This is a genomic window from Bacillus sp. Xin1, assembly GCF_013314535.1.
Taxonomy (GTDB): domain Bacteria; phylum Bacillota; class Bacilli; order Bacillales; family Bacillaceae_G; genus Bacillus_A.
The window spans coordinates 134,733-155,395 of record NZ_JABUAE010000006.1 but is presented as its reverse complement, the minus strand read 5'-3'; the positions used below and the strand labels follow the sequence as shown (position 1 = coordinate 155,395).

The window sequence follows — 20,663 nt, the reverse complement described above, 5'->3', positions numbered from 1 at the left end:
ATCCATACAACTTTAGAAAGAGGTGCAAGATTTGCACCTCTTCTCAGCGTAAGAGTACCGAGCGGGCGCTCAGCGCCGAAAAAAAGAAATGGGGGAAATAAAAGTGGTAAGAACAGTTATTTTAAGTGCTACAAGAACACCGGTTGGAAAGTTTGGAGGATCTTTAAAGGATGTAAAAGCAACGAAACTTGGAGGAATCGCGATAAAAGCCGCGCTTGAGAGAGCGGACGTTTCTGCAAATGATGTTGAAGAAGTTATATTTGGAGCGGTAATTCAAGGAGGACAGGGGCAAATTCCTTCTCGTCAAGCAGCGAGGGAAGCAGGGCTTCCTTGGGAAACGCGTACGGAAACGGTGAATAAAGTTTGTGCATCTGGCCTTCGCTCTGTAACGTTAGCGGACCAAATTATTCGCACTGGAGATCAAACGCTTATTGTAGCAGGCGGAATGGAATCCATGAGCAATAGTCCTTATATTTTACAAGACGCACGCTGGGGATACCGGATGGGACATAATCAAGTTGCTGATTTAAATGTAGTAGATGGCTTAACATGTGCATTTTCTGGTATACATATGGGCGTGTATGGCGGGGAAGTTGCGAAGGAGGACGGAATCCCTCGCGAAGCGCAAGATGAATGGGCATATCGTAGCCATCAGCGCGCAGTTGCGGCGCAAAAAGAAGGAAGATTTGAAGAAGAAATCGTTCCTGTTTTAGTACCGCAGCGAAAGGGAGATCCGATTGTTGTGACAAAAGATGAAGCACCACGTGAAGATACAACGGTTGAAAAGTTAGCAAAATTAAAACCTGTATTTGATCCGTCGGCGGCAGTAACAGCTGGGAATGCACCGGGGTTAAACGATGGCGGGGCAGCGCTCGTATTAATGAGCGAGGACAGAGCGCAGCAAGAAGGAAGAAAGCCATTAGCAACAATTTTAGCGCATACAGCAATTGCGGTGGAATCGAAAGATTTTCCAAGAACGCCAGGTTATGCGATTAATGAGCTTTTGAAGAAAACAGGTAAGACGGTGGATGAGATTGATTTATTCGAAATCAATGAAGCGTTCGCAGCAGTTGCGATTGCAAGTGCTAATATTGCAGGAATTGATCCAGAAAAAATTAACGTAAACGGCGGAGCAGTTGCGATGGGGCATCCAATTGGAGCAAGCGGGGCGCGTATTATTGTAACGCTTATTCATGCACTGAAGAAGCGCGGCGGTGGAATTGGAATCGCATCGATTTGTAGCGGTGGTGGCCAAGGCGACGCGATTATGATTGAAGTTCATTAATAAAAAGGGGGAGAAAAAATGAGTGTACAAAAAATAGTTGTAATTGGTGCGGGGCAAATGGGTTCGGGTATTGCGCAGGTGTGTGCGATGGCAGGATATAACGTGTATATGCAAGACTTAAAACAAGAGCAATTAGATCGAGGATTAGCTATTATTACAAAGAATTTAGCTAGACAAGTAGAAAAAGGGCGCATGGATGAAGAAGTTAAAGAATCGACTTTAAATCGCCTTACAGCAACGCTTGAATTAGATTGTGTAAAGGAAGCAGATCTTGTCATTGAAGCAGCTGTTGAAAAAATGGATATTAAAAAGAAAATTTTCGCGAATTTAGATGAAATTGCACCAGAACATGCGATTTTAGCGACGAATACATCTTCTTTACCAATTACGGAAATTGCAGCGGTCACAAAACGTCCAGAGAAAGTAATTGGGATGCACTTTATGAATCCAGTTCCGGTTATGAAGCTTGTAGAAATCATCCGCGGACTTGCAACAGATGATGTGGTATACGAAACGATTGAAGATATTACAAAGAAAATTGGAAAAGTACCTGTTGAAGTGAATGACTTCCCTGGATTTGTTTCTAACCGTATTTTATTGCCAATGATCAATGAAGCGATTTATACGTTATATGAAGGAGTAGCAACGAAAGAAGCAATCGATGAAGTGATGAAACTTGGAATGAATCATCCAATGGGGCCATTAACGTTAGCAGATTTTATCGGTTTAGATACATGTTTATACATTATGGAAGTTCTGCATGAAGGATTAGGAGATAGTAAGTATCGCCCATGTCCATTATTACGTAAGTATGTAAATGCTGGCTGGCTAGGAAGGAAAACAGGCCGCGGTTTCTATGTGTACGAGTAGAAAGCAAGGATAGGTAGGTCTCCCTCTTTGTATAAAGTAGTGGTCTTACCAGAAATTCGAAAGAAGAAATATAGCAAAATGGAGGCGGGGCATATGAATTTTCATTTTACAGAAGAGCAGCAGATGATGAGGAAAATGGTTCGAGATTTTGCACAGAAGGAAATTGCTCCCTTTGTTCCAGAGATGGAACAAGGGGTGTTTCCTAGAGAGATTTTGACGAAGATGGGTGAACTTGGACTTATGGGTATTCCAGCACCAGCGAAATATGGCGGTGCGGAAATGGATTTTATTTCTTACATTTTAGCTATTGAAGAATTATCAAAGGTGAGTGCGACAATTGGTGTTATTTTGGCGGTGCATACATCGGTTGGAACAAACCCTATCTTATATTTTGGAACAGAAGAACAAAAGCAAAAATATGTTTCCAAACTAGCAACGGGTGAATATTTAGGAGCGTTTGCTTTAACAGAGCCGAATGCTGGGTCAGATGCGGGTAGCCTAAAATCAAGGGCCGTCAAGCAAGGTGACCATTATGTCATTAACGGATCAAAAGTATTTATTACAAATGGTGGTGAGGCGGATACATATATTGTATTTGCTTCTACGAATCCAGATGCAGGGAAAAGCGGGATTTCCGCGTTTATTGTAGAGAAGGATACGCCAGGTTTAATCGTTGGCAAAGATGAACATAAGATGGGATTGCTTGGCTCTCGTACAGTACAACTAACATTTGAAGATATGAAAGTGCCGGCAGAGAATTTACTTGGTGAAGAAGGACAAGGTTTTAAAGTAGCGATGGCGAATCTAGATGTTGGCCGCATTGGTATTGGGGCGCAGTCACTTGGAATCGCTGAGGCGGCGCTAGCGTGTGCAGTGGATTATGCGAAGGAGCGTCAGCAATTTGGGAAGCCAATTGCGGCGCAGCAAGGTCTTGGCTTTAAATTAGCGGATATGGCTACCAGCGTAGAAGCTGCAAGACTACTTGTATATAGAGCGGCATCACTTAGAGCGCAAGGGCTTCCGTGCGGGAAAGAGGCATCTATTGCCAAGCTATTTGCTTCGAAAACAGCGGTAGATGTTGCAATTGAAGCGGTGCAAGTATTTGGTGGTTACGGTTATACAAAAGATTATCCAGTTGAGCGATTTTTCCGTGATGCGAAAATTTGTGAAATTTATGAAGGAACGAGTGAAATACAAAGACTTGTTATTAGCCGGGCACTATAAGAGGACGAGAGCGGGGAGGAAGAAATATGCATTTTAAATTATCAGAAGAACATGAAATGATAAGAAAAATGGTTCGAGATTTTGCGAGAAATGAAGTGGCGCCAACAGCTGCGGAGCGCGATGAAGAAGAAAGATTTGACCGCGCCTTATTTGATCAAATGGCAGACCTTGGTTTAACAGGAATCCCGTGGCCTGAAGAATATGGCGGAATTGGAAGCGATTACTTAGCGTATGTGATTGCTGTAGAAGAGTTATCCCGTGTTTGCGCTTCTACAGGTGTTACGTTATCGGCACATACGTCGCTTGCTGGCTGGCCTATTTTTAAATTTGGAACAGAAGAGCAAAAACAAAAGTTTTTACGTCCGATGGCAGAAGGAAAGAAAATCGGTGCATACGGCTTAACAGAACCAGGATCTGGTTCAGATGCGGGCGGAATGAAAACAACGGCAAAGCGTGATGGAGATCATTACATTTTAAATGGTTCCAAGATTTTTATTACAAACGGTGGTATAGCGGATATTTATGTTGTCTTTGCATTGACTGATCCAGAATCAAAGCAGCGAGGTACAAGTGCATTTATCGTAGAAAGTGATGCAACGGGATTTTCAGTTGGTAAGAAAGAGAGCAAGCTTGGGATTCGCTCTTCGCCAACAACAGAAATCATGTTTGAAGACTGTCGCATCCCTGCTGAAAATTTACTTGGCGAAGAAGGACAAGGATTCAAAATTGCGATGCAGACATTGGACGGTGGACGTAATGGCATTGCAGCGCAAGCTGTTGGTATTGCGCAAGGAGCTTTAGATGCTTCCGTGGAGTATGCGAGAGAACGACATCAGTTTGGGAAGCCGATTGCCGCGCAGCAAGGAATTGGCTTTAAATTAGCGGATATGGCAACAAATGTAGAGGCTGCACGCCTATTAACATATCAAGCTGCTTGGTTAGAATCAGAAGGACTTCCGTATGGAAAAGAGTCAGCGATGTCGAAAGTGTTTGCTGGGGATACAGCGATGAAAGTAACGACGGAAGCAGTGCAAGTATTTGGTGGTTATGGTTATACGAAAGATTACCCAGTAGAACGATTCATGCGTGATGCAAAGATTACACAAATTTATGAGGGAACACAAGAGATTCAAAGACTTGTAATTTCTCGTATGTTAACGAAATAAGAGAAAAAGCGTAGGGATTTTCCTACGCTTTTTCCTTCCAAATAGTAGAGAGAGGTGAAGGGGATGGTTAAGCACAATGTGCATGCATCTGTAAAAGATGAGAAACTAGTCGCACTAAGACGTGAGCAAATGATTAAAGGAGCTGTACAACTTTTTAAGCAAAAGGGATTTCCTCGTACAACGACGAGGGAAATTGCAAAGGCGGCCGGCTTTAGTATTGGGACACTTTATGAATATATTCGCACGAAGGATGATGTGTTGTATTTAGTGTGTGATAGTATTTATGAACATGTAAAAGAGCGATTAGAAGAAGTAGTCTGCACAGAAAAGGGAAGTATTGAAAGTTTAAGAATAGCTATTACGAATTATTTTAAAGTAATGGATGAGTTGCAAGAAGAAGTGTTAATTATGTATCAAGAAGTGCGCTTTTTACCGAAAGAGTCTCTGCCGTATGTGCTAGAAAAAGAGTTTCAAATGGTGGGGATGTTTGAAAACATTTTAGAACAGTGCACGGAAAATGGTACATTTACATTAACGAAAAAGGAAATACAATTGCTGGCTCATAACATTTTCATTCAAGGACAAATGTGGGGATTTAGACGCTGGGCATTGCAAAAGCTTTATACCTTAGAGGAATATACAGAGATGCAGATTAGGTATGTATTGAATGGAGCGCATATGGTTCCAAAAATATAAAAACGACCTTTTTTAGATGGAAGAGAGCATCCGGCCATGGATAGAAGCGGTCAGAGCCTTTTTTGTCCCCATGCCGAGTGAAACCAGAAGGAGAAGATGAGAGGAAAGCTGCTTTTGTATCCAGAGCCGCGATTTATCCCGCTATTTTAGGACAGTAACACTCCCACTTCAAAATTTAGCGAAAGCAATGCCCAACTCTAGCGGCTAGAATCTCCGGTCGTTTCGCCCCCTCAGACGAGGAAAAAAGCGCCTCTCTGCCTAGGGTTCCAACGTCCTGCGATTCTGATCGAGCCGCTTCCGCTTTTCTAAAGAAGTTAGGTGGGAGATGAACTGTCTGTAAAAGCCTGATTGGTGAGGGCTGATAATCAGTAGGGATCGGGAAAACCTCCACTGATTAAAGTTTCACTTTATATAGTCCCTACAGGTTAATCTCGTAAATAATAGTCTGGAATCACTTTTATTGATTCCTCGTAAAAGTTTCCCGTTTTTTTTGTAGCATATTTGTTGGAGTTTTGTTTATAATGAATAGTATGGATTTTTTTAGACAGGCCGTTATATATAGGATTATATTTTAAGAAAGGAAGTGCCGCATAAGTGGATTTTAAGCAATATTCACCAGAAGAGCTAAAAGAATTTTCCATGATTGAAGTTGTACATAGTGTTTTAGAGGATAAAAGACAAGCAACATCATTCCAGGATTTAGTTCAAGAAATCGCTCAAGTGCTGGGACTATCTCAAGAGCAAGTTGCTGCGAAAATCGCACAATTTTATACAGATTTAAATATCGATGGACGCTTCATCAATTTAGGAGAAAATCGTTGGGGACTACGCAGCTGGTACCCATACGAGCAAATTGATGAAGAAATCTTACCTCAACCAAAGGCTAAGAAAAAGCGTAAAGTTGAGGACGAAGAAGACTTTGATGACTACACTGAAGAAGACGAAGAAGACTTTGACGATGATAGTGACGAAGACGACGATGATGTAGAAGATTTGGACGAGGTTCTCGATGAAGACGATGATCTTGATGATTTAGATGATGAAGATGAAGATGAATTCGCTGAAGAAGAACTCGAGTATGATGAAACAGAAGAAGAAGAGGAAGAACTGTAGTTCTTGACTTTTCATTATCGTCCATGTAGAATCATTTTTGGGCTCTTTAAAACAGGACGATAATACTTTTTAAGTGTAAATATAAAAGAAAATTGCTCCCTACTTATTACTTTTCGTGATGAGGGGAGCAATTTTCTTTTTTGTTTTTTGTTTAGAAAATAAAAAGAGTCTAACAATAAGATAGATACGGTGTTATCTACATACGTTGCGCTTTGCAACGGTGATTATATAACAACAAAGTAGAAGGGAGTACTTTCATGACTAAGTATATTTTCGTAACAGGCGGTGTAGTATCTTCTTTAGGGAAAGGGATTACAGCAGCATCTCTTGGAAGACTTTTAAAAAATCGTGGTTTAAACGTAACAATCCAAAAGTTTGACCCATACATTAACGTAGACCCAGGGACAATGAGCCCATACCAACACGGTGAGGTATTCGTAACAGATGATGGCGCAGAAACAGACTTAGACCTTGGTCACTATGAGCGTTTCATTGATATTAACTTAAACAAATACAGCAACGTAACAACAGGTAAAATTTACTCTTCTGTTCTTCAAAAAGAGCGTCGCGGTGAATATTTAGGAGGAACAGTTCAAGTTATTCCTCACATTACAAATGAGATTAAAGAGCGTGTATATCGTTCAGGCCGTGAAACAAATGCGGACGTTGTTATTACAGAAATCGGGGGAACTGTTGGTGACATTGAGTCTCTACCATTCCTAGAAGCAATTCGCCAAATTAAGAGCGATATTGGTCGTGACAACGTAATGTACATTCACTGTACATTAATCCCATACTTAAAAGCAGCGGGTGAAATGAAAACAAAACCAACGCAACATAGCGTTAAAGAACTTCGTAGCTTAGGTATTCAGCCAAATATTATCGTTGTTCGTACAGAAATGCCTGTTTCTCAAGATATGAAAGACAAGCTTGCGTTATTCTGTGACATTGATACAAAAGCAGTTATTGAAGCGCGCGATGCAGATACATTATATGCAGTTCCATTATCTCTTCAAGAGCAAAATATGGACCAAATCGTTTGCGATCACTTAAAACTAGACAACCCAGCTGCAGATATGACAGAGTGGACTGCGTTAGTTGAAAAAGTACGTAATCTTTCTAAGAAAACAAAAATCGCTCTTGTTGGTAAATACGTAGAGCTTCAAGATGCATACATCTCTGTTGTAGAAGCACTTCGTCATGCAGGTTACTCATTCGATACAGATGTAGAAGTGAAATGGGTAAACGCTGAGCACGTAACAGCAGAAAATGTAAAAGAATTAGTGGGCGACACAGACGGTATCCTTGTACCAGGTGGCTTCGGCGATCGCGGTGTAGAAGGAAAAATCGCTGCAATTCAATACGCACGTGAAAATAAAGTTCCATTCTTAGGAATTTGCTTAGGTATGCAGCTTGCATCAATCGAATTTGCACGTAACGTATTAGGATTAGAAGGCGCTAACTCTTCTGAAATTAATCCTGACACGCCTTACGCAATTATCGATCTATTACCAGAACAAAAAGATGTAGAAGATTTAGGTGGTACACTTCGTCTTGGTCTATACCCATGTAAGCTTACTCCAGAAACAAATGCTTACAATGCATATAACGAACCGGTTGTATACGAGCGTCATCGTCATCGTTATGAGTTCAACAATGAATTCCGTAAAGACATGGAAGGCGCTGGATTCATCTTCTCTGGTACAAGCCCAGACGGTCGTTTAGTAGAAATCATTGAATTACAAGATCATCCTTGGTTCGTGGCAGCACAGTTCCACCCAGAACTTGTATCTCGTCCAAATCGTCCGCAACCATTGTTCCATGATTTCGTAAGAGCTTCTATTACGAATAAAGAGAGCAAGTAATAAAAAAAAGCGCCTGAAATAGGGCGCTTTTTTTAATATTCGTTTAACATTTCATCAATTGTAAATTTTAATCCGTGATAAGCAAATAGGGCTAAGATTAAACTTGGGAAACCATAACGGTTACCTTCATCATCAGGGATTAATCCTTTTAGCAATTTTATATCAATATGTACATCTGTGAATTGCTCTAGTGAAACTTCGCCATTTTGGATGGCTGAAATACCAACAATGGAGTGTCCTTCTTCTTGCAGCCCTTTCGCCAATGAAATGATATTTTCATCTGTTGAAAAACGACTGATAAGAAGTACGCGGTCTGCGGATGTAACCTCTGCTTGGTTACCATTTTCTATTAAGCGCTTGGTTTGTTTTAGTGGCTCCGCACCGTGCAATGCTTCTGAAACTACGCCTTCCATTTCTTGTGTACCGTGTAAATAGACGATGCCATCACCAACTAACGCTTGGGCAAGTAGACGGGCACTATCTTCTATGTTCATCTCTTCTTTTTGAGAAATTCTTGTAAAATAGCTACTCAGTTGAGTAGAAAAAATTTTTAACATCGTGATACTCCTTTCTAACGTGTTAGGGCGGCTTTTATTATAGCCTATTTTTTCAGAAAGGCGAAGTAATAGGGTGGCATAACCAAATCGAAGGCGGTAAAATAAGAAAGAAATAGGAAGGAATTTGGTAATCGATAGCGAAAATAAAATCGATATAGATATAAGAAGCGTTTAATCTTGTATTTACTACAGAAAGGTTGGGGATTATGGAAGGGAAAATTTTAATCGTTGATGATCAATATGGCATTCGTGTGTTACTGCATGAAGTGTTCCAAAAAGAAGGTTATCAAACGTTCCAAGCAGCAAATGGATTTCAAGCTTTAGATATTGTGAAAAAGGATAATCCAGATTTAGTTATTTTAGATATGAAAATTCCAGGTATGGATGGTATAGAGATTTTAAAACATGTAAAAAAAATTAATGAAGATATTAAAGTTATTTTAATGACTGCTTATGGGGAGCTTGATATGATTCAAGAAGCAAAGGATTTAGGAGCTTTAATGCATTTTGCGAAGCCGTTTGATATTGATGAAATTCGTCAAGCGGTACGAAATGAAATTACTGTAGAGGCTTAAAAAATGAATTTTTTATAAAAAATATGGAAAAAAGCGTTTACATGGGCTGATGAGCAGGTGAATACAGTTGAGTTTTTGAGTACAAGTTGTTATCCTATTGAGTGTAGAAAAAAGTCCGGTATGTAAATATACATGTTTTACCTTATTCTGGTCATACTACCAGCGATAAGAACTTATCGGATACAAAAAACGTTTTTTAGGAGGATTCACCATGCCTTTAGTTTCCATGAAAGAAATGCTAAACGAAGCACTAGAAGGAAAATACGCAGTTGGTCAATTCAACATGAACAACTTAGAGTGGACTCAAGCTATCTTAGCTGCTGCGGAAGAAGAAAAGTCTCCTGTAATCCTAGGTGTATCTGAGGGTGCAGCTCGTCATATGACTGGTTTCAAAACAGTTGTAGCTATGGTTAAAGCTTTAATCGAAGAAATGAACATCACTGTTCCTGTAGCGATTCACCTTGACCATGGTTCAAGTTTCGAAAAATGTAAAGAAGCAATCGATGCAGGTTTCACGTCTGTAATGATCGACGCTTCTCACCACCCATTCGAAGAAAACGTAGAAACTACTAAAAAGGTAGTAGAATACGCACACGCTCGTAACGTATCTGTAGAAGCTGAGCTTGGTACAGTTGGCGGACAAGAAGACGATGTAATCGCTGAAGGCGTTATCTACGCTGATCCTGAAGAGTGTAAACACCTTGTTGAAGCAACAGGCATCGATTGCCTAGCTCCGGCTTTAGGTTCTGTACACGGTCCTTACAAAGGTGAGCCTAACTTAGGATTTAAAGAAATGGAACAAGTTCGTGACTTCACTGGTGTACCTTTAGTACTTCACGGTGGTACTGGTATCCCAACTGCTGATATCGTAAAAGCTATTTCTTTAGGTACTTCAAAAATCAACGTAAACACTGAAAACCAAATTGAGTTTACAAAAGCTGTTCGTGAAGTATTAAATAAAGACCAAGAAGTTTACGATCCTCGTAAATTTATCGGACCTGGCCGCGAAGCTATCAAAGCAACTGTTATTGGTAAAATTCGTGAATTCGGTTCTAACGGTAAAGCGTAAGAATAAAATTCCGTTTTGGAAACCGTCTACTCTTTTAGACGGTTTCCTTTCGTTGTATAATGAAAGCGTGAACATGTCTTAAGATTAATTAAATTTCTACATTTCTTCGTATTATCTATGTGTGAAGGGAGTTTTCTTCTCCTTTTCAATATAAAAATGGAACATAATGTGCATAGTCCTATTAATAAATGTAATAACGTATCTAGAGCAATCGATAAACAAATCTTGACAAGCAGTTAGTCTTCATCTGCTCACTTAAGGTATAGCTATTTTTAGGTGGGGTCCTACTGCTTGTTAAGTTTAGGCCAGGGAAGAGAGAATACAATATTTTGTTTAATAGTTTGCTGAACGAATGAGATTCTTAAGGAAAGGTTTTCTGTTTTCTTTATGAAAAGGGGAAACTGAAAGTAAATACATTCACAAGAAGGGAGCTCAACATGGAAAAGTTGCTGATTGAAGGTGGACGACCTTTAAACGGATCAATTCGCGTGAGCGGTGCGAAGAATAGTGCTGTTGCTTTAATTCCAGCGACCATTTTAGCTGATACTCCAGTGACCATCGGTGGTGTACCTAATATTTCAGATGTGAAGATGTTAGGAGACCTATTAGAGGAAATTGGAGGGGTTGTAACGTATGGTCAGGAGGAAGAGATGACAGTTGATCCTTCCAAAATGGTTGCTATGCCCTTGCCAAATGGGAAAGTAAAAAAATTACGTGCTTCTTATTACTTGATGGGCGCTATGCTTGGCCGTTTTAAAAAAGCTGTAATTGGGCTTCCTGGTGGATGTCACTTAGGACCAAGACCAATCGATCAGCACATCAAAGGTTTTGAAGCATTAGGTGCACATGTCACAAATGAGCAAGGTGCAATCTATTTAAGAGCAGATGAATTACGAGGAGCTCGTATTTATTTAGATGTTGTTAGTGTAGGAGCAACAATTAATATTATGCTAGCAGCTGTGCGTGCAAAAGGTAGAACAGTGATTGAAAATGCTGCGAAAGAACCAGAAATTATTGATGTAGCGACATTATTAACAAGTATGGGAGCGCGAATTAAAGGTGCTGGTACAGATGTGATTCGTATTGATGGGGTGGACTCCCTGCACGGATGTCACCACTCTATTATTCCAGACCGAATTGAAGCGGGTACGTACATGATTTTAGGTGCAGCGTCTGGTGGGGAAGTAACAGTTGATAATGTAATCCCGCAACATTTAGAGTCAGTCACTGCAAAGTTAAGAGAAGCTGGTGTACAAGTGGAGACGAACGATGATCAAATTATAATAAATGGGAATCGTAAGTTAAAGACAGTTGATATAAAGACCCTTGTGTATCCAGGTTTCCCGACAGACCTGCAGCAACCTTTTACAACCCTTTTAACAAAGGCATATGGAACAGGAGTTGTAACAGATACGATTTACGGTGCTCGTTTTAAACATATTGATGAATTGCGCCGGATGAATGCGCAAATTAAAGTAGAGGGTCGTTCTGCGATTGTAACAGGACCTGTTTCATTGCAGGGAGCAAAGGTAAAAGCGAGTGACTTACGAGCAGGTGCTGCACTTGTAATTGCAGGATTAATGGCCGAAGGAATTACAGAAGTAACAGGGCTTGAACATATTGATCGAGGCTATGAAAATATAGTAGACAAGCTTAAAGGTCTTGGTGCAAATATTTGGCGAGAACAAATGACGCAGCAAGAGATTGAAGAAATGAAAAATGCATAATATTGTATGTTTTACTAGTTGGTAAAGCGTGCGAATAAAGTGGTGATGCTTCCGTTAATGGGGGACGAAGAATCACCATCACTGACGGAAGTTTCACTTTATAGAAAGAAAACAGTTCACAAAATATGGCATAAATATAAGGCTTAAAGGAGAGGGATTATTGTGGAAAGAAGTTTATCTATGGAGTTAGTACGTGTAACAGAGGCTGCAGCATTATCATCAGCGCGTTGGATGGGACGCGGGAAAAAAGATGAAGCAGACGGTGCAGCAACATCAGCAATGCGCGATGTGTTCGATACAATTCCGATGAAAGGAACAGTTGTAATTGGCGAAGGAGAAATGGATGAAGCGCCAATGCTATACATCGGGGAAAAATTGGGTACAGGTTATGGACCACGTGTCGATGTTGCAGTTGATCCGTTAGAAGGAACAAATATTGTGGCAGCTGGGGGCTGGAATGCACTTGCTGTTATTGCGATTGCGGATCATGGTAATTTGTTACATGCTCCTGACATGTACATGGATAAAATTGCGGTTGGACCAGAAGCGGTTGGTGCAGTTGATATTGACGCACCTATTATCGATAACTTACGTGCTGTTGCAAAGGCAAAAAATAAAGATATTGAAGATGTTGTGGCAACAGTTCTAAACCGTCCACGTCACCAAGCAATTATTGAAGAAATTCGTAAAGCTGGCGCTCGTATTAAATTAATTAATGATGGCGATGTAGCTGGAGCAATTAATACAGCATTTGATCGTACAGGTGTTGATATTTTATTCGGTTCTGGTGGCGCACCGGAAGGCGTTCTTGCAGCAGTTGCATTAAAATGTTTAGGTGGAGAAATTCACGGAAAGCTTCTTCCTCAAAATGAAGCAGAATTAGCGCGTTGCAAGAAGATGGGTATTGAAGATCCTAATCGTATTCTTCGTATGGAAGACTTAGTAAAAGGTGACGATGCAATCTTTGCAGCAACAGGTGTAACAGATGGAGAATTACTACGCGGCGTTCAATTTAAAGGAAGCGTCGGTACAACACAATCCCTTGTTATGCGTGCGAAATCCGGAACAGTTCGTTTCGTTGATGGACGTCACAGCCTAAACAAAAAACCAAATTTGGTTATTAAATAAAAAGTGGAAATGGCTCGATCAGCTCTGACTGGCTAAGGTTCTTTCGTACACAAGGAGATTTTTGCCTTTTGTGCGGAAGGTTCTTAGACACGAAGAGCTCGCCATTGGAACTGGATTACAATAAAAAGCGGAAGTAGCTCGCTTAGAATGGGAGGGGGATGGAGCTTCTGACGAAGAGGCGAAGCCACCGACTATTCTAGCTGCTGATCTAGCCCTATCCAAATGCTATAAATAGAGAAAAACGGAAGCGGTATAAAAGCGGAGACAATTTTTCTTGTCTTCGCTTCTTGTATTTGTGTTACAACGTATTGATTAAAACTAGACAAAAGGGTTACAATAGTGAATATTACCCTACTTGAACTTATTGCCTTTCATTATTATGTATTTGCCTTCCGTATATTTTCCCTTTACCCATTTGAAAAGAGAATAATGTTAAAGTGTGGTGTCTGAATGAATTTGTCAATTGCAGCATTAGAAAACATGAAATTAAAAGAGTTATATGAGCTTGCGAAAGAATTTAAGATTTCGTATTACAGCAAATTAACAAAGAAAGAGTTAATTTTTGCTATATTAAAAGCTCGTGCAGAAAAAGAAGGTTTCTTCTTTATGGAAGGTGTACTCGAAATTATTCAATCAGAAGGTTTTGGGTTCCTACGTCCAATCAACTATTCTCCAAGCTCAGAAGATATTTATATTTCAGCTTCGCAAATTCGTCGCTTTGATTTGCGTAATGGAGATAAGGTTTCTGGTAAAGTACGCCCGCCGAAAGAGAATGAACGCTATTTTGGATTGCTACAGGTTGAAGCAGTAAATGGGGATGACCCAGAATCTGCAAAAGAGCGTGTACATTTTCCTGCATTAACGCCATTATATCCAGATCGTCAAATGAAATTGGAGACGGAGCCGAAGAAGCTGTCAACACGCATCATGGATTTAATTGCACCAGTTGGATTTGGACAACGTGGTTTAATTGTTGCGCCTCCAAAGGCTGGTAAAACGATACTATTAAAAGAAATTGCTCATAGTGTCACAACGAACCATCCAGAAGCAGAATTAATCGTACTTTTAATCGACGAACGTCCAGAGGAAGTAACGGATATCGAGCGCTCTGTTAAAGGTGATGTTGTAAGTTCTACTTTCGATGAAGTGCCAGAAAATCATATTAAAGTAGCTGAACTTGTATTGGAACGTGCGATGCGTCTTGTAGAACATAAAAAAGACGTTATCATTTTAATGGATAGTATTACCCGTTTAGCACGTGCTTACAACCTTGTTATTCCACCAAGTGGGCGTACATTGTCAGGTGGTATTGATCCGGCTGCATTCCATAGACCAAAACGATTCTTTGGAGCAGCTCGTAATATCGAAGAGGGCGGTAGCTTAACAATTTTAGCGACGGCACTTGTTGATACAGGATCTCGTATGGACGATGTCATTTACGAAGAATTTAAAGGAACAGGAAATATGGAGCTTCATTTAGATCGCTCGTTAGCTGAGCGTCGTATCTTCCCAGCGATTGATATTCGCCGTTCTGGTACGCGTAAAGAAGATCTATTAATTCCAAAAGAACATTTAGACAAGCTATGGGGTATTCGCAAAACAATGCGTGATACACCAGACTTTGTTGAAAGTTTCTTACGTAAACTTCGTCAAACGAAAACAAATGAAGAATTTTTACAAAACATTGTTGCAGATTCCAAAAGATATGTAACAACAAAGTAAAGGGAAACGGTGAAAACTCGCTTATTTTTATGCTAAGCGAGTTTTTTTCATGTCTTTTTGTGAGAGAACCTTAGCCGGTCAGAGCTAAGCGAGCCACCTCCACTTTTAAAGATATCTAGTTCCAGCGGCAAGAATGGTCGGTGGTCCTGCGAGGCAAAAAGCGCCTCTACGTCAGAAGCTCCATCCCCCTCCCATTCTGAGCGAGCCGCTTCCACTTTTATTTTATATCCAGTTCCGACGGCAAGAATCTCCGGCCATTTCGCTTCCTCGGTCGAAGCAACAAAGCGCTTCTCGGTCGGGAGCTCCAATGACCTGCGATTCTGAGCGAACCGTCTCCACTTTTATTTTATATCCAGTTCCGACGGCAAGAATCTCCGGCCATTTCGCTTCCTCGGTCGAAGCAACAAAGCGCTTCTCGGTCGGGAGCTCCAATGACCTGCGATTCTGAGCGAGCCGTCTCCACTTTTATTTTATATCCAGTTCCGACGGCAAGAATCTCCGGCCATTTCGCTTCCTCGGTCGAAGCAGCAAAGCGCTTCTCGGTCGGGAGCTCCAATGACCTGCGATTCTGAGCGAGCCGTCTCCACTTTTATTTTTATAATGCTAAAAACAGGTAGTTGCAAAATGAAGTTAGCCTTGTTATAATTTCATCATATGTGTTTCATCAATATAGTTGTGATTGCAGCTAAAGATGAAAAACTCTGTTTCGAAAATGATTCAGGGCGGAAGGAGATGAAAAGAATGAAAGCAGGAATTCATCCGGATTACAAGAAAGTTGTATTCATGGACACAAACACAGGCTTCAAATTCTTAAGCGGATCTACTAAAGGATCTAGCGAAACGGTTGAGTGGGAAGATGGAAACACTTATCCATTACTAAAAGTTGAGATCAGTTCTGATTCTCACCCATTCTACACTGGACGTCAGAAGTTTGCTACTGCAGACGGACGTGTTGACCGCTTCAACAAGAAATACGGTCTTAAGTAATAAAAACATAAAACAGGCAAGTGTATCTATTCGCTTGTCTGTTTTTTTTGCGAAAATATTAAACCTTTACCTACTTTGGATAAAAAAAGTAGATGAAAGGAGAGCTCAATGTACTTAATAAATCAAAACGGTTGGATTGAAGTGATTTGCGGGAGTATGTTTTCTGGAAAATCAGAAGAGCTCATCCGCCGCATACGCCGTACACAATTTGCAAAGCAAAATGCAATTGTATTTAAACCATGTATTGATAACCGTTATAGTGAAGAAGATGTTGTATCACATAATGGATTAAAGGTAAAAGCAGTTCCTGTTTCAGCTTCAAAAGATATATTTGATCATATAACAGAGAAAATGGACGTTATTGCAATTGATGAGGTGCAATTCTTTGATGGGGACATTGTGGAAGTGGTGCAAGTATTGGCAAATCGTGGCTATCGTGTCATTGTAGCCGGTTTAGACCAAGATTTCCGTGGTCTACCATTTGGACAAGTTCCTCAGCTGATGGCGATTGCCGAGCATGTAACGAAGCTGCAAGCAGTTTGCTCTGTATGTGGATCTCCAGCAAGTCGTACACAGCGTTTAATTAATGATGAGCCAGCTTCTTTTGATGATCCAATTATTTTAGTTGGAGCTTCAGAGTCATATGAACCGCGCTGTCGTCATTGTCATGCTGTACCTACAAAACAAAGATAAGTAAAACTCGCTACATAGAGCGGGTTTTTTTCGAAAATAGATGAAGGTGAGCCGCTTGCGCTTTTAAGTGGTATCTAGCTTCAGCGGCAAGCTCTTCGCATCTAAGAACCTTCCGCACAAAAGGCAAAGAGCGCTTGTGTGCGAAAGAACCTTAGCTGGTCAGAGCTGAACGAGCCGCCTACGCTTTTAAATATAATTTGCGTTTTTTTGATTAAGTACCATATACTATTTGTATTAGATACTAGGATGTTGAGGTGAATGATGTGTTAGATCGTTTGCAAGCTGTAGAAGATCGTTATGAGAAGTTAAACGAATTGTTAAGTGATCCAGAAGTTATTAGTGATTCGAATAAGCTTCGTGAATATTCAAAAGAACAATCTGATATACAAGAAACGGTAGAGGTGTACCGTGAGTATAAAGATGTTCGTGAGCAATTACGAGATGCAAAGGCAATGTTAGAAGATAAGTTAGATGCTGACATGCGTGAGATGGTAAAGGAAGAAGTTTCTGAATTAGAAGGACAAGAGAAGGAATTATCAGAGCGTCTGAAAATTTTACTTGTTCCAAAAGACCCGAACGATGATAAAAACGTTATCGTGGAGGTACGTGGTGCTGCTGGTGGCGATGAAGCTGCTTTATTTGCTGGTGATTTATATCGTATGTATAGCCGTTATGCTGAGGTGCAAGGTTGGAAAACTGAAATTATCGAAGCAAGCTATACAGAATTAGGTGGATATAAAGAAATTATCTTTATGATTAACGGGAAAGGCGCTTTCGCAAAATTGAAATTTGAAAATGGTGCACACCGTGTGCAACGTGTTCCAGAAACAGAATCTGGAGGACGTATCCATACTTCTACAGCAACTGTAGCTGTATTACCGGAAGCAGAAGAAGTAGAAATCGAGATTCATGAAAAAGATGTTCGTGTTGATACATTTGCTTCTAGTGGTCCTGGTGGACAAAGTGTTAATACAACGATGTCAGCGGTACGTTTAACGCATTTACCGACTGGTGTAGTTGTTTCATGTCAGGATGAAAAGTCGCAAATTAAGAACAAAGAAAAAGCAATGAAAGTATTACGTGCGCGTGTTTATGATAAGTTCCAACAAGAAGCTCAGGCTGAGTACGATCAAAACCGTAAGCAAGCTGTTGGTACGGGAGACCGTTCAGAGCGTATCCGTACGTATAACTTCCCGCAAAACCGTGTTACAGACCATCGAATCGGTTTAACGATTCAGAAGCTAGATCAAATCTTACAAGGTAAGTTAGATGATTTCATCAACGCCTTAGTGATGGAAGATCAAGCGCAAAAGATGGAGGCAGCTGAGTAATGCGTGTCTATGAAGCCCTGAAATGGGCTTCTTCTTTTTTACAGGAAAATGGCCGAGATGAAAATGCGGGAGAAATCGTCCTTTGTCATGTATTAAAGACGAACCGAACAGGTTTAATGATGAATATGCGTGAAGAAATATCTGAGGAACAAGAGAAGAATTTTACGGAATTTATCCACAAACACGTTGATGGAATTCCTGTTCAATATATGATGGGATATGAAATGTTTTATGGTCGTTCTTTTTTTGTAAATGAAGAAGTGCTAATACCAAGGCCAGAAACAGAAGAGCTTATCGTAGGTGTCCTAGATAGAATTCAGCGTATGTTTGGGAAGCAGGAACTTCATGTAGCTGATATTGGCACAGGAAGTGGGGCTATTTCAATTACACTTGCTTTAGAAAATCAAAATCTTCATGTGTATACAGTAGATATTGCACAAGAATCGATTGAAGTTGCGAAAGAAAATGCGAATGCACTAGGTGCGAATGTAACGTTTTATCATGGCGATTTATTGTCACCATTTTATGAAACGGGACAAAAGTTAGATGTTGTTGTTTCCAATCCGCCGTATATCCCAGAGGAAGACTGGAGAGGGCTTTCTCCAGTTGTAAAAGAGCATGAACCAAAGCGTGCCCTTGTTGGCGGAGAAGATGGCCTTGATTTTTATCGCCGTTTTATGGAAGAATTGCCAAACGTCTTGCAAAGAAAAGCGATTGTTGCTTTTGAAGTAGGTATAGGGCAAGGGGAAGATGTGAAAGGATTATTGCAGCAAACATTTCCACATGCGCATGTAGAAGTTGTTTTTGATATTAACGGAAAAGATCGTATGGTCTTTGCGGAGATGGAGTAAGGGAGAACTTTACTCCTTTTTTTGAGGTTATTGAGAAAGAGGATATTGCAAAACTACAAGAAGAAATATGGTGAAATGCTGAGATTTGGGTAGTGGGGAAGTAGTGAATGAAATTTTATCGGCGCAAATTCAAATATATTAGCGATTCGACAAAGGATATCGACCAACCGACGAATAACGAAAAAAACAAGAGCATGCTCGGTCCTGTTTTTACATGGAATGGGGTAGAAAAAGGATCTGACCGCATCTACGCATGGCTAGCTGCTCTCTCCCACACGAAAAGAAAGGCTTTAAATATTTTTTTCTATAGATTTAGAATTTAATAGTTTAGAAAGAGACAAGTATGTCTACACTGTTTACCAGAAGGGACGGTGCAAAGACATGAAAAAACAAGCGATTGCCTATTTTCTTTTATTATTAATTGGTGCACAGCTACTTGTGCAGTTTGGATATATGAAAGCTGATGCAAAGGGGCCTACAGTGATTCCAAAAGAAGCTGTTCGATTACGTATTTTAGCAAATAGTGATTCAGATAAAGATCAAGCGTTAAAGCGTAAAGTGCGCGATGAAGTAAAGGCGCAAATCGATGGTTGGGTAGCAGATTTGAAATCGTTTGAAGATGCACGTCGTGTCATTCAAAGTCACATCCCGGAAATCGAAAAAACGGTTGCGAAAACATTACAACGAGAAGGAAGTAAGGAATCGTTTCAAGTTACATTTGGTAAAAACATTAAATTTCCTACAAAGGTCTATGGGAATTTTATTTATCCCGCAGGGGAATATGAAGCAGTACTTATTTCAATTGGTAAAGGTGAAGGCGCAAATTGGTGGTGCGTGCTATTCCCGCCGATGTGTTTTCTAGATTTCTCGAGTGGATCAGCTGTCAAAAAGGAGGAGCATGTTGTAAAGGCGGAATCAATTGATGAGGAAGAACAGCTAGTAGAAGAAACAGAGGAAGAAAAAGAAGAGGTATCGAAGAAACAAGATAAAGAAGTTGTAGAGAAACAAAAATCAGAACAAGAGTCATCGAAAAAAGAAGTCGCTTCAAAAGTAGAGACTACTGTGAAAAAAACGAACGAAAAAGTTGTACAAGAAAAAAGCGTAAAACAAGAGGAAAAACAACTTGTGGATAAAACAGAACAACCCGTGGAAGAGAAGCAAAAGATTGAAACAGTAGAAGTAGAAGAAGAGCAGGAGGAACCAGAAGTTAAATTGTTTATTGTAGAAGCCTTCTCTTCGTTATTTTCTAAATAAGTACTAATTTTAAATCCCTTCTCATATATAGAAATGAGGAGGGATTTGCTGTGAAAAAGACTTATTTTGCTACAAAAGGTGATGTTGAGAGGTTGCATTCTTTTTTCGGACAAGCTAATAAGAAAGATGATAAAATAAATGAGTTATATGAACAATTTATGATTTTGGAAGATAACGGAGAAATCCAAGCTGTGATTGGTTATGAACAAAAAGGAGAGGATGCACTCATTCGTTCTTGTTTGTTCACACCCGCTGTGGATAACAGGACTTTCTTATATTTTTTTGAAATGTTTTTGCAGTATATGAAAGAGAAGAGTATCTTGCAAGTATATTTACTCACAAATCATCCACAATCTGTGACGATATTTCAGTTTTTTCACTTTACAGCTGTGGAAAAAGATCAAGTTCCAGATGATATTCAGCAACTAGAACATTTTTGTGAAAATATAAAACAGCAGAATGTAATAATACTAAATTGTCAGCTATTAACAAAGTTATCCACTGATTAATCAGGTTTATCCACATTTTGTGGATAAACCTTGTTTGTCTT

18 protein-coding genes and 1 pseudogene are annotated in these 20,663 nt (G+C 40.1%); 18 read left to right on the top strand and 1 reads right to left on the bottom strand.

From position 1 onward, the window contains the following. From HRG09_RS09175 to pyrG, 7 genes and pseudogenes are all read left to right on the top strand, one after another. A pseudogene (locus HRG09_RS09175) lies at nt 1–1,285 on the top strand (acetyl-CoA C-acetyltransferase). 18 nt (nt 1,286–1,303) lie between these two features. Further along, entirely contained in the window at nt 1,304–2,155 is an 852-nt protein-coding gene (locus tag HRG09_RS09170) for a 3-hydroxybutyryl-CoA dehydrogenase (RefSeq protein WP_174100495.1), read from the top strand. A gap of 93 nt (nt 2,156–2,248) precedes the next feature. After that, on the top strand, nt 2,249–3,379 hold the full coding sequence (locus HRG09_RS09165) for an acyl-CoA dehydrogenase (RefSeq protein WP_174100494.1): 1,131 nt from the start codon (nt 2,249–2,251) through the stop codon (nt 3,377–3,379). A gap of 26 nt (nt 3,380–3,405) precedes the next feature. Further along, complete coding sequence (gene acdA, locus HRG09_RS09160; RefSeq protein WP_174100493.1) at nt 3,406–4,545, top strand: acyl-CoA dehydrogenase AcdA; 1,140 nt, start codon at nt 3,406–3,408, stop codon at nt 4,543–4,545. A gap of 63 nt (nt 4,546–4,608) precedes the next feature. Next, the gene (locus HRG09_RS09155; protein WP_174100492.1) at nt 4,609–5,241 is read left to right on the top strand and encodes a TetR/AcrR family transcriptional regulator; all 633 of its coding nucleotides are present in this window, start codon (nt 4,609–4,611) and stop codon (nt 5,239–5,241) included. A gap of 594 nt (nt 5,242–5,835) precedes the next feature. Further along, nucleotides 5,836–6,354, top strand: a complete 519-nt coding sequence (gene rpoE / locus HRG09_RS09150) for a DNA-directed RNA polymerase subunit delta (protein WP_174100491.1) — start codon at nt 5,836–5,838, stop codon at nt 6,352–6,354. 257 nt (nt 6,355–6,611) lie between these two features. After that, nucleotides 6,612–8,219 (top strand): CTP synthase, encoded by a 1,608-nt coding sequence (gene pyrG, locus HRG09_RS09145; RefSeq protein WP_174100490.1) that lies wholly within the window; start codon nt 6,612–6,614, stop codon nt 8,217–8,219. Nucleotides 8,220–8,251: 32 nt separating this feature from the next. Here the strand turns inward: pyrG and HRG09_RS09140 are convergent, their stop codons facing one another. After that, nucleotides 8,252–8,776: a DUF2529 domain-containing protein gene (locus tag HRG09_RS09140; protein WP_174100489.1), complete on the bottom strand. Its 525-nt coding sequence runs from the start codon at nt 8,774–8,776 to the stop codon at nt 8,252–8,254. A gap of 206 nt (nt 8,777–8,982) precedes the next feature. Here HRG09_RS09140 and spo0F point away from each other — a divergent pair, with 206 nt between their 5' ends. From spo0F to HRG09_RS09085, 11 genes are all read left to right on the top strand, one after another. Next, nucleotides 8,983–9,351, top strand: coding sequence for a sporulation initiation phosphotransferase Spo0F (gene spo0F / locus HRG09_RS09135; RefSeq protein WP_174100488.1), 369 nt, complete (start codon nt 8,983–8,985; stop codon nt 9,349–9,351). Nucleotides 9,352–9,562: 211 nt separating this feature from the next. Continuing rightward, nucleotides 9,563–10,420 (top strand): class II fructose-bisphosphate aldolase, encoded by an 858-nt coding sequence (locus tag HRG09_RS09130; protein ID WP_174100487.1) that lies wholly within the window; start codon nt 9,563–9,565, stop codon nt 10,418–10,420. A gap of 437 nt (nt 10,421–10,857) precedes the next feature. Next, nucleotides 10,858–12,147, top strand: coding sequence for a UDP-N-acetylglucosamine 1-carboxyvinyltransferase (gene murA, locus HRG09_RS09125; RefSeq protein ID WP_174100486.1), 1,290 nt, complete (start codon nt 10,858–10,860; stop codon nt 12,145–12,147). A gap of 162 nt (nt 12,148–12,309) precedes the next feature. Next, complete coding sequence (glpX, locus tag HRG09_RS09120) at nt 12,310–13,275, top strand: class II fructose-bisphosphatase (protein ID WP_174100485.1); 966 nt, start codon at nt 12,310–12,312, stop codon at nt 13,273–13,275. 450 nt (nt 13,276–13,725) lie between these two features. Then, entirely contained in the window at nt 13,726–14,997 is a 1,272-nt protein-coding gene (rho, locus tag HRG09_RS09115; RefSeq protein WP_001053901.1) for a transcription termination factor Rho, read from the top strand. Between the two features lie 741 nt (nt 14,998–15,738). Continuing rightward, entirely contained in the window at nt 15,739–15,984 is a 246-nt protein-coding gene (locus HRG09_RS09110) for a type B 50S ribosomal protein L31 (protein ID WP_000643436.1), read from the top strand. A gap of 108 nt (nt 15,985–16,092) precedes the next feature. Beyond that, nucleotides 16,093–16,677, top strand: a complete 585-nt coding sequence (locus tag HRG09_RS09105; protein ID WP_174100484.1) for a thymidine kinase — start codon at nt 16,093–16,095, stop codon at nt 16,675–16,677. A 263-nt stretch (nt 16,678–16,940) separates the two neighbouring features. Further along, nucleotides 16,941–18,008 carry a peptide chain release factor 1 gene (prfA, locus tag HRG09_RS09100; RefSeq protein WP_174100517.1) on the top strand — a complete coding sequence of 356 codons (1,068 nt, stop codon included), beginning with the start codon at nt 16,941–16,943 and terminating at the stop codon, nt 18,006–18,008. Next, nucleotides 18,008–18,859 carry a peptide chain release factor N(5)-glutamine methyltransferase gene (gene prmC / locus HRG09_RS09095; protein ID WP_174100483.1) on the top strand — a complete coding sequence of 284 codons (852 nt, stop codon included), beginning with the start codon at nt 18,008–18,010 and terminating at the stop codon, nt 18,857–18,859. The genes prfA and prmC overlap by 1 nt, the downstream gene beginning before the upstream one ends. A gap of 381 nt (nt 18,860–19,240) precedes the next feature. Next, on the top strand, nt 19,241–20,113 hold the full coding sequence (spoIIR, locus tag HRG09_RS09090) for a stage II sporulation protein R (RefSeq protein ID WP_174100482.1): 873 nt from the start codon (nt 19,241–19,243) through the stop codon (nt 20,111–20,113). 50 nt (nt 20,114–20,163) lie between these two features. Beyond that, nucleotides 20,164–20,622 carry a GNAT family N-acetyltransferase gene (locus HRG09_RS09085; RefSeq protein WP_174100481.1) on the top strand — a complete coding sequence of 153 codons (459 nt, stop codon included), beginning with the start codon at nt 20,164–20,166 and terminating at the stop codon, nt 20,620–20,622. Nucleotides 20,623–20,663: the final 41 nt, after the last annotated feature.

Bases quoted from the DNA above. Each gene is read 5' to 3' on its own strand.
- HRG09_RS09170 (WP_174100495.1), top strand. From the start codon at position 1,304: ATGAGTGTACAAAAAATAGTTGTAATTGGTGCGGGGCAAATGGGTTCG.
- HRG09_RS09165 (WP_174100494.1), top strand. From the start codon at position 2,249: ATGAATTTTCATTTTACAGAAGAGCAGCAGATGATGAGGAAAATGGTT.
- acdA (WP_174100493.1), top strand. From the start codon at position 3,406: ATGCATTTTAAATTATCAGAAGAACATGAAATGATAAGAAAAATGGTT.
- HRG09_RS09155 (WP_174100492.1), top strand. From the start codon at position 4,609: ATGGTTAAGCACAATGTGCATGCATCTGTAAAAGATGAGAAACTAGTC.
- pyrG (WP_174100490.1), top strand. From the start codon at position 6,612: ATGACTAAGTATATTTTCGTAACAGGCGGTGTAGTATCTTCTTTAGGG.
- HRG09_RS09140 (WP_174100489.1), bottom strand. From the start codon at position 8,776: ATGTTAAAAATTTTTTCTACTCAACTGAGTAGCTATTTTACAAGAATT.
- spo0F (WP_174100488.1), top strand. From the start codon at position 8,983: ATGGAAGGGAAAATTTTAATCGTTGATGATCAATATGGCATTCGTGTG.
- HRG09_RS09130 (WP_174100487.1), top strand. From the start codon at position 9,563: ATGCCTTTAGTTTCCATGAAAGAAATGCTAAACGAAGCACTAGAAGGA.
- murA (WP_174100486.1), top strand. From the start codon at position 10,858: ATGGAAAAGTTGCTGATTGAAGGTGGACGACCTTTAAACGGATCAATT.
- rho (WP_001053901.1), top strand. From the start codon at position 13,726: ATGAATTTGTCAATTGCAGCATTAGAAAACATGAAATTAAAAGAGTTA.
- HRG09_RS09110 (WP_000643436.1), top strand. From the start codon at position 15,739: ATGAAAGCAGGAATTCATCCGGATTACAAGAAAGTTGTATTCATGGAC.
- HRG09_RS09105 (WP_174100484.1), top strand. From the start codon at position 16,093: ATGTACTTAATAAATCAAAACGGTTGGATTGAAGTGATTTGCGGGAGT.
- prmC (WP_174100483.1), top strand. From the start codon at position 18,008: ATGCGTGTCTATGAAGCCCTGAAATGGGCTTCTTCTTTTTTACAGGAA.
- spoIIR (WP_174100482.1), top strand. From the start codon at position 19,241: ATGAAAAAACAAGCGATTGCCTATTTTCTTTTATTATTAATTGGTGCA.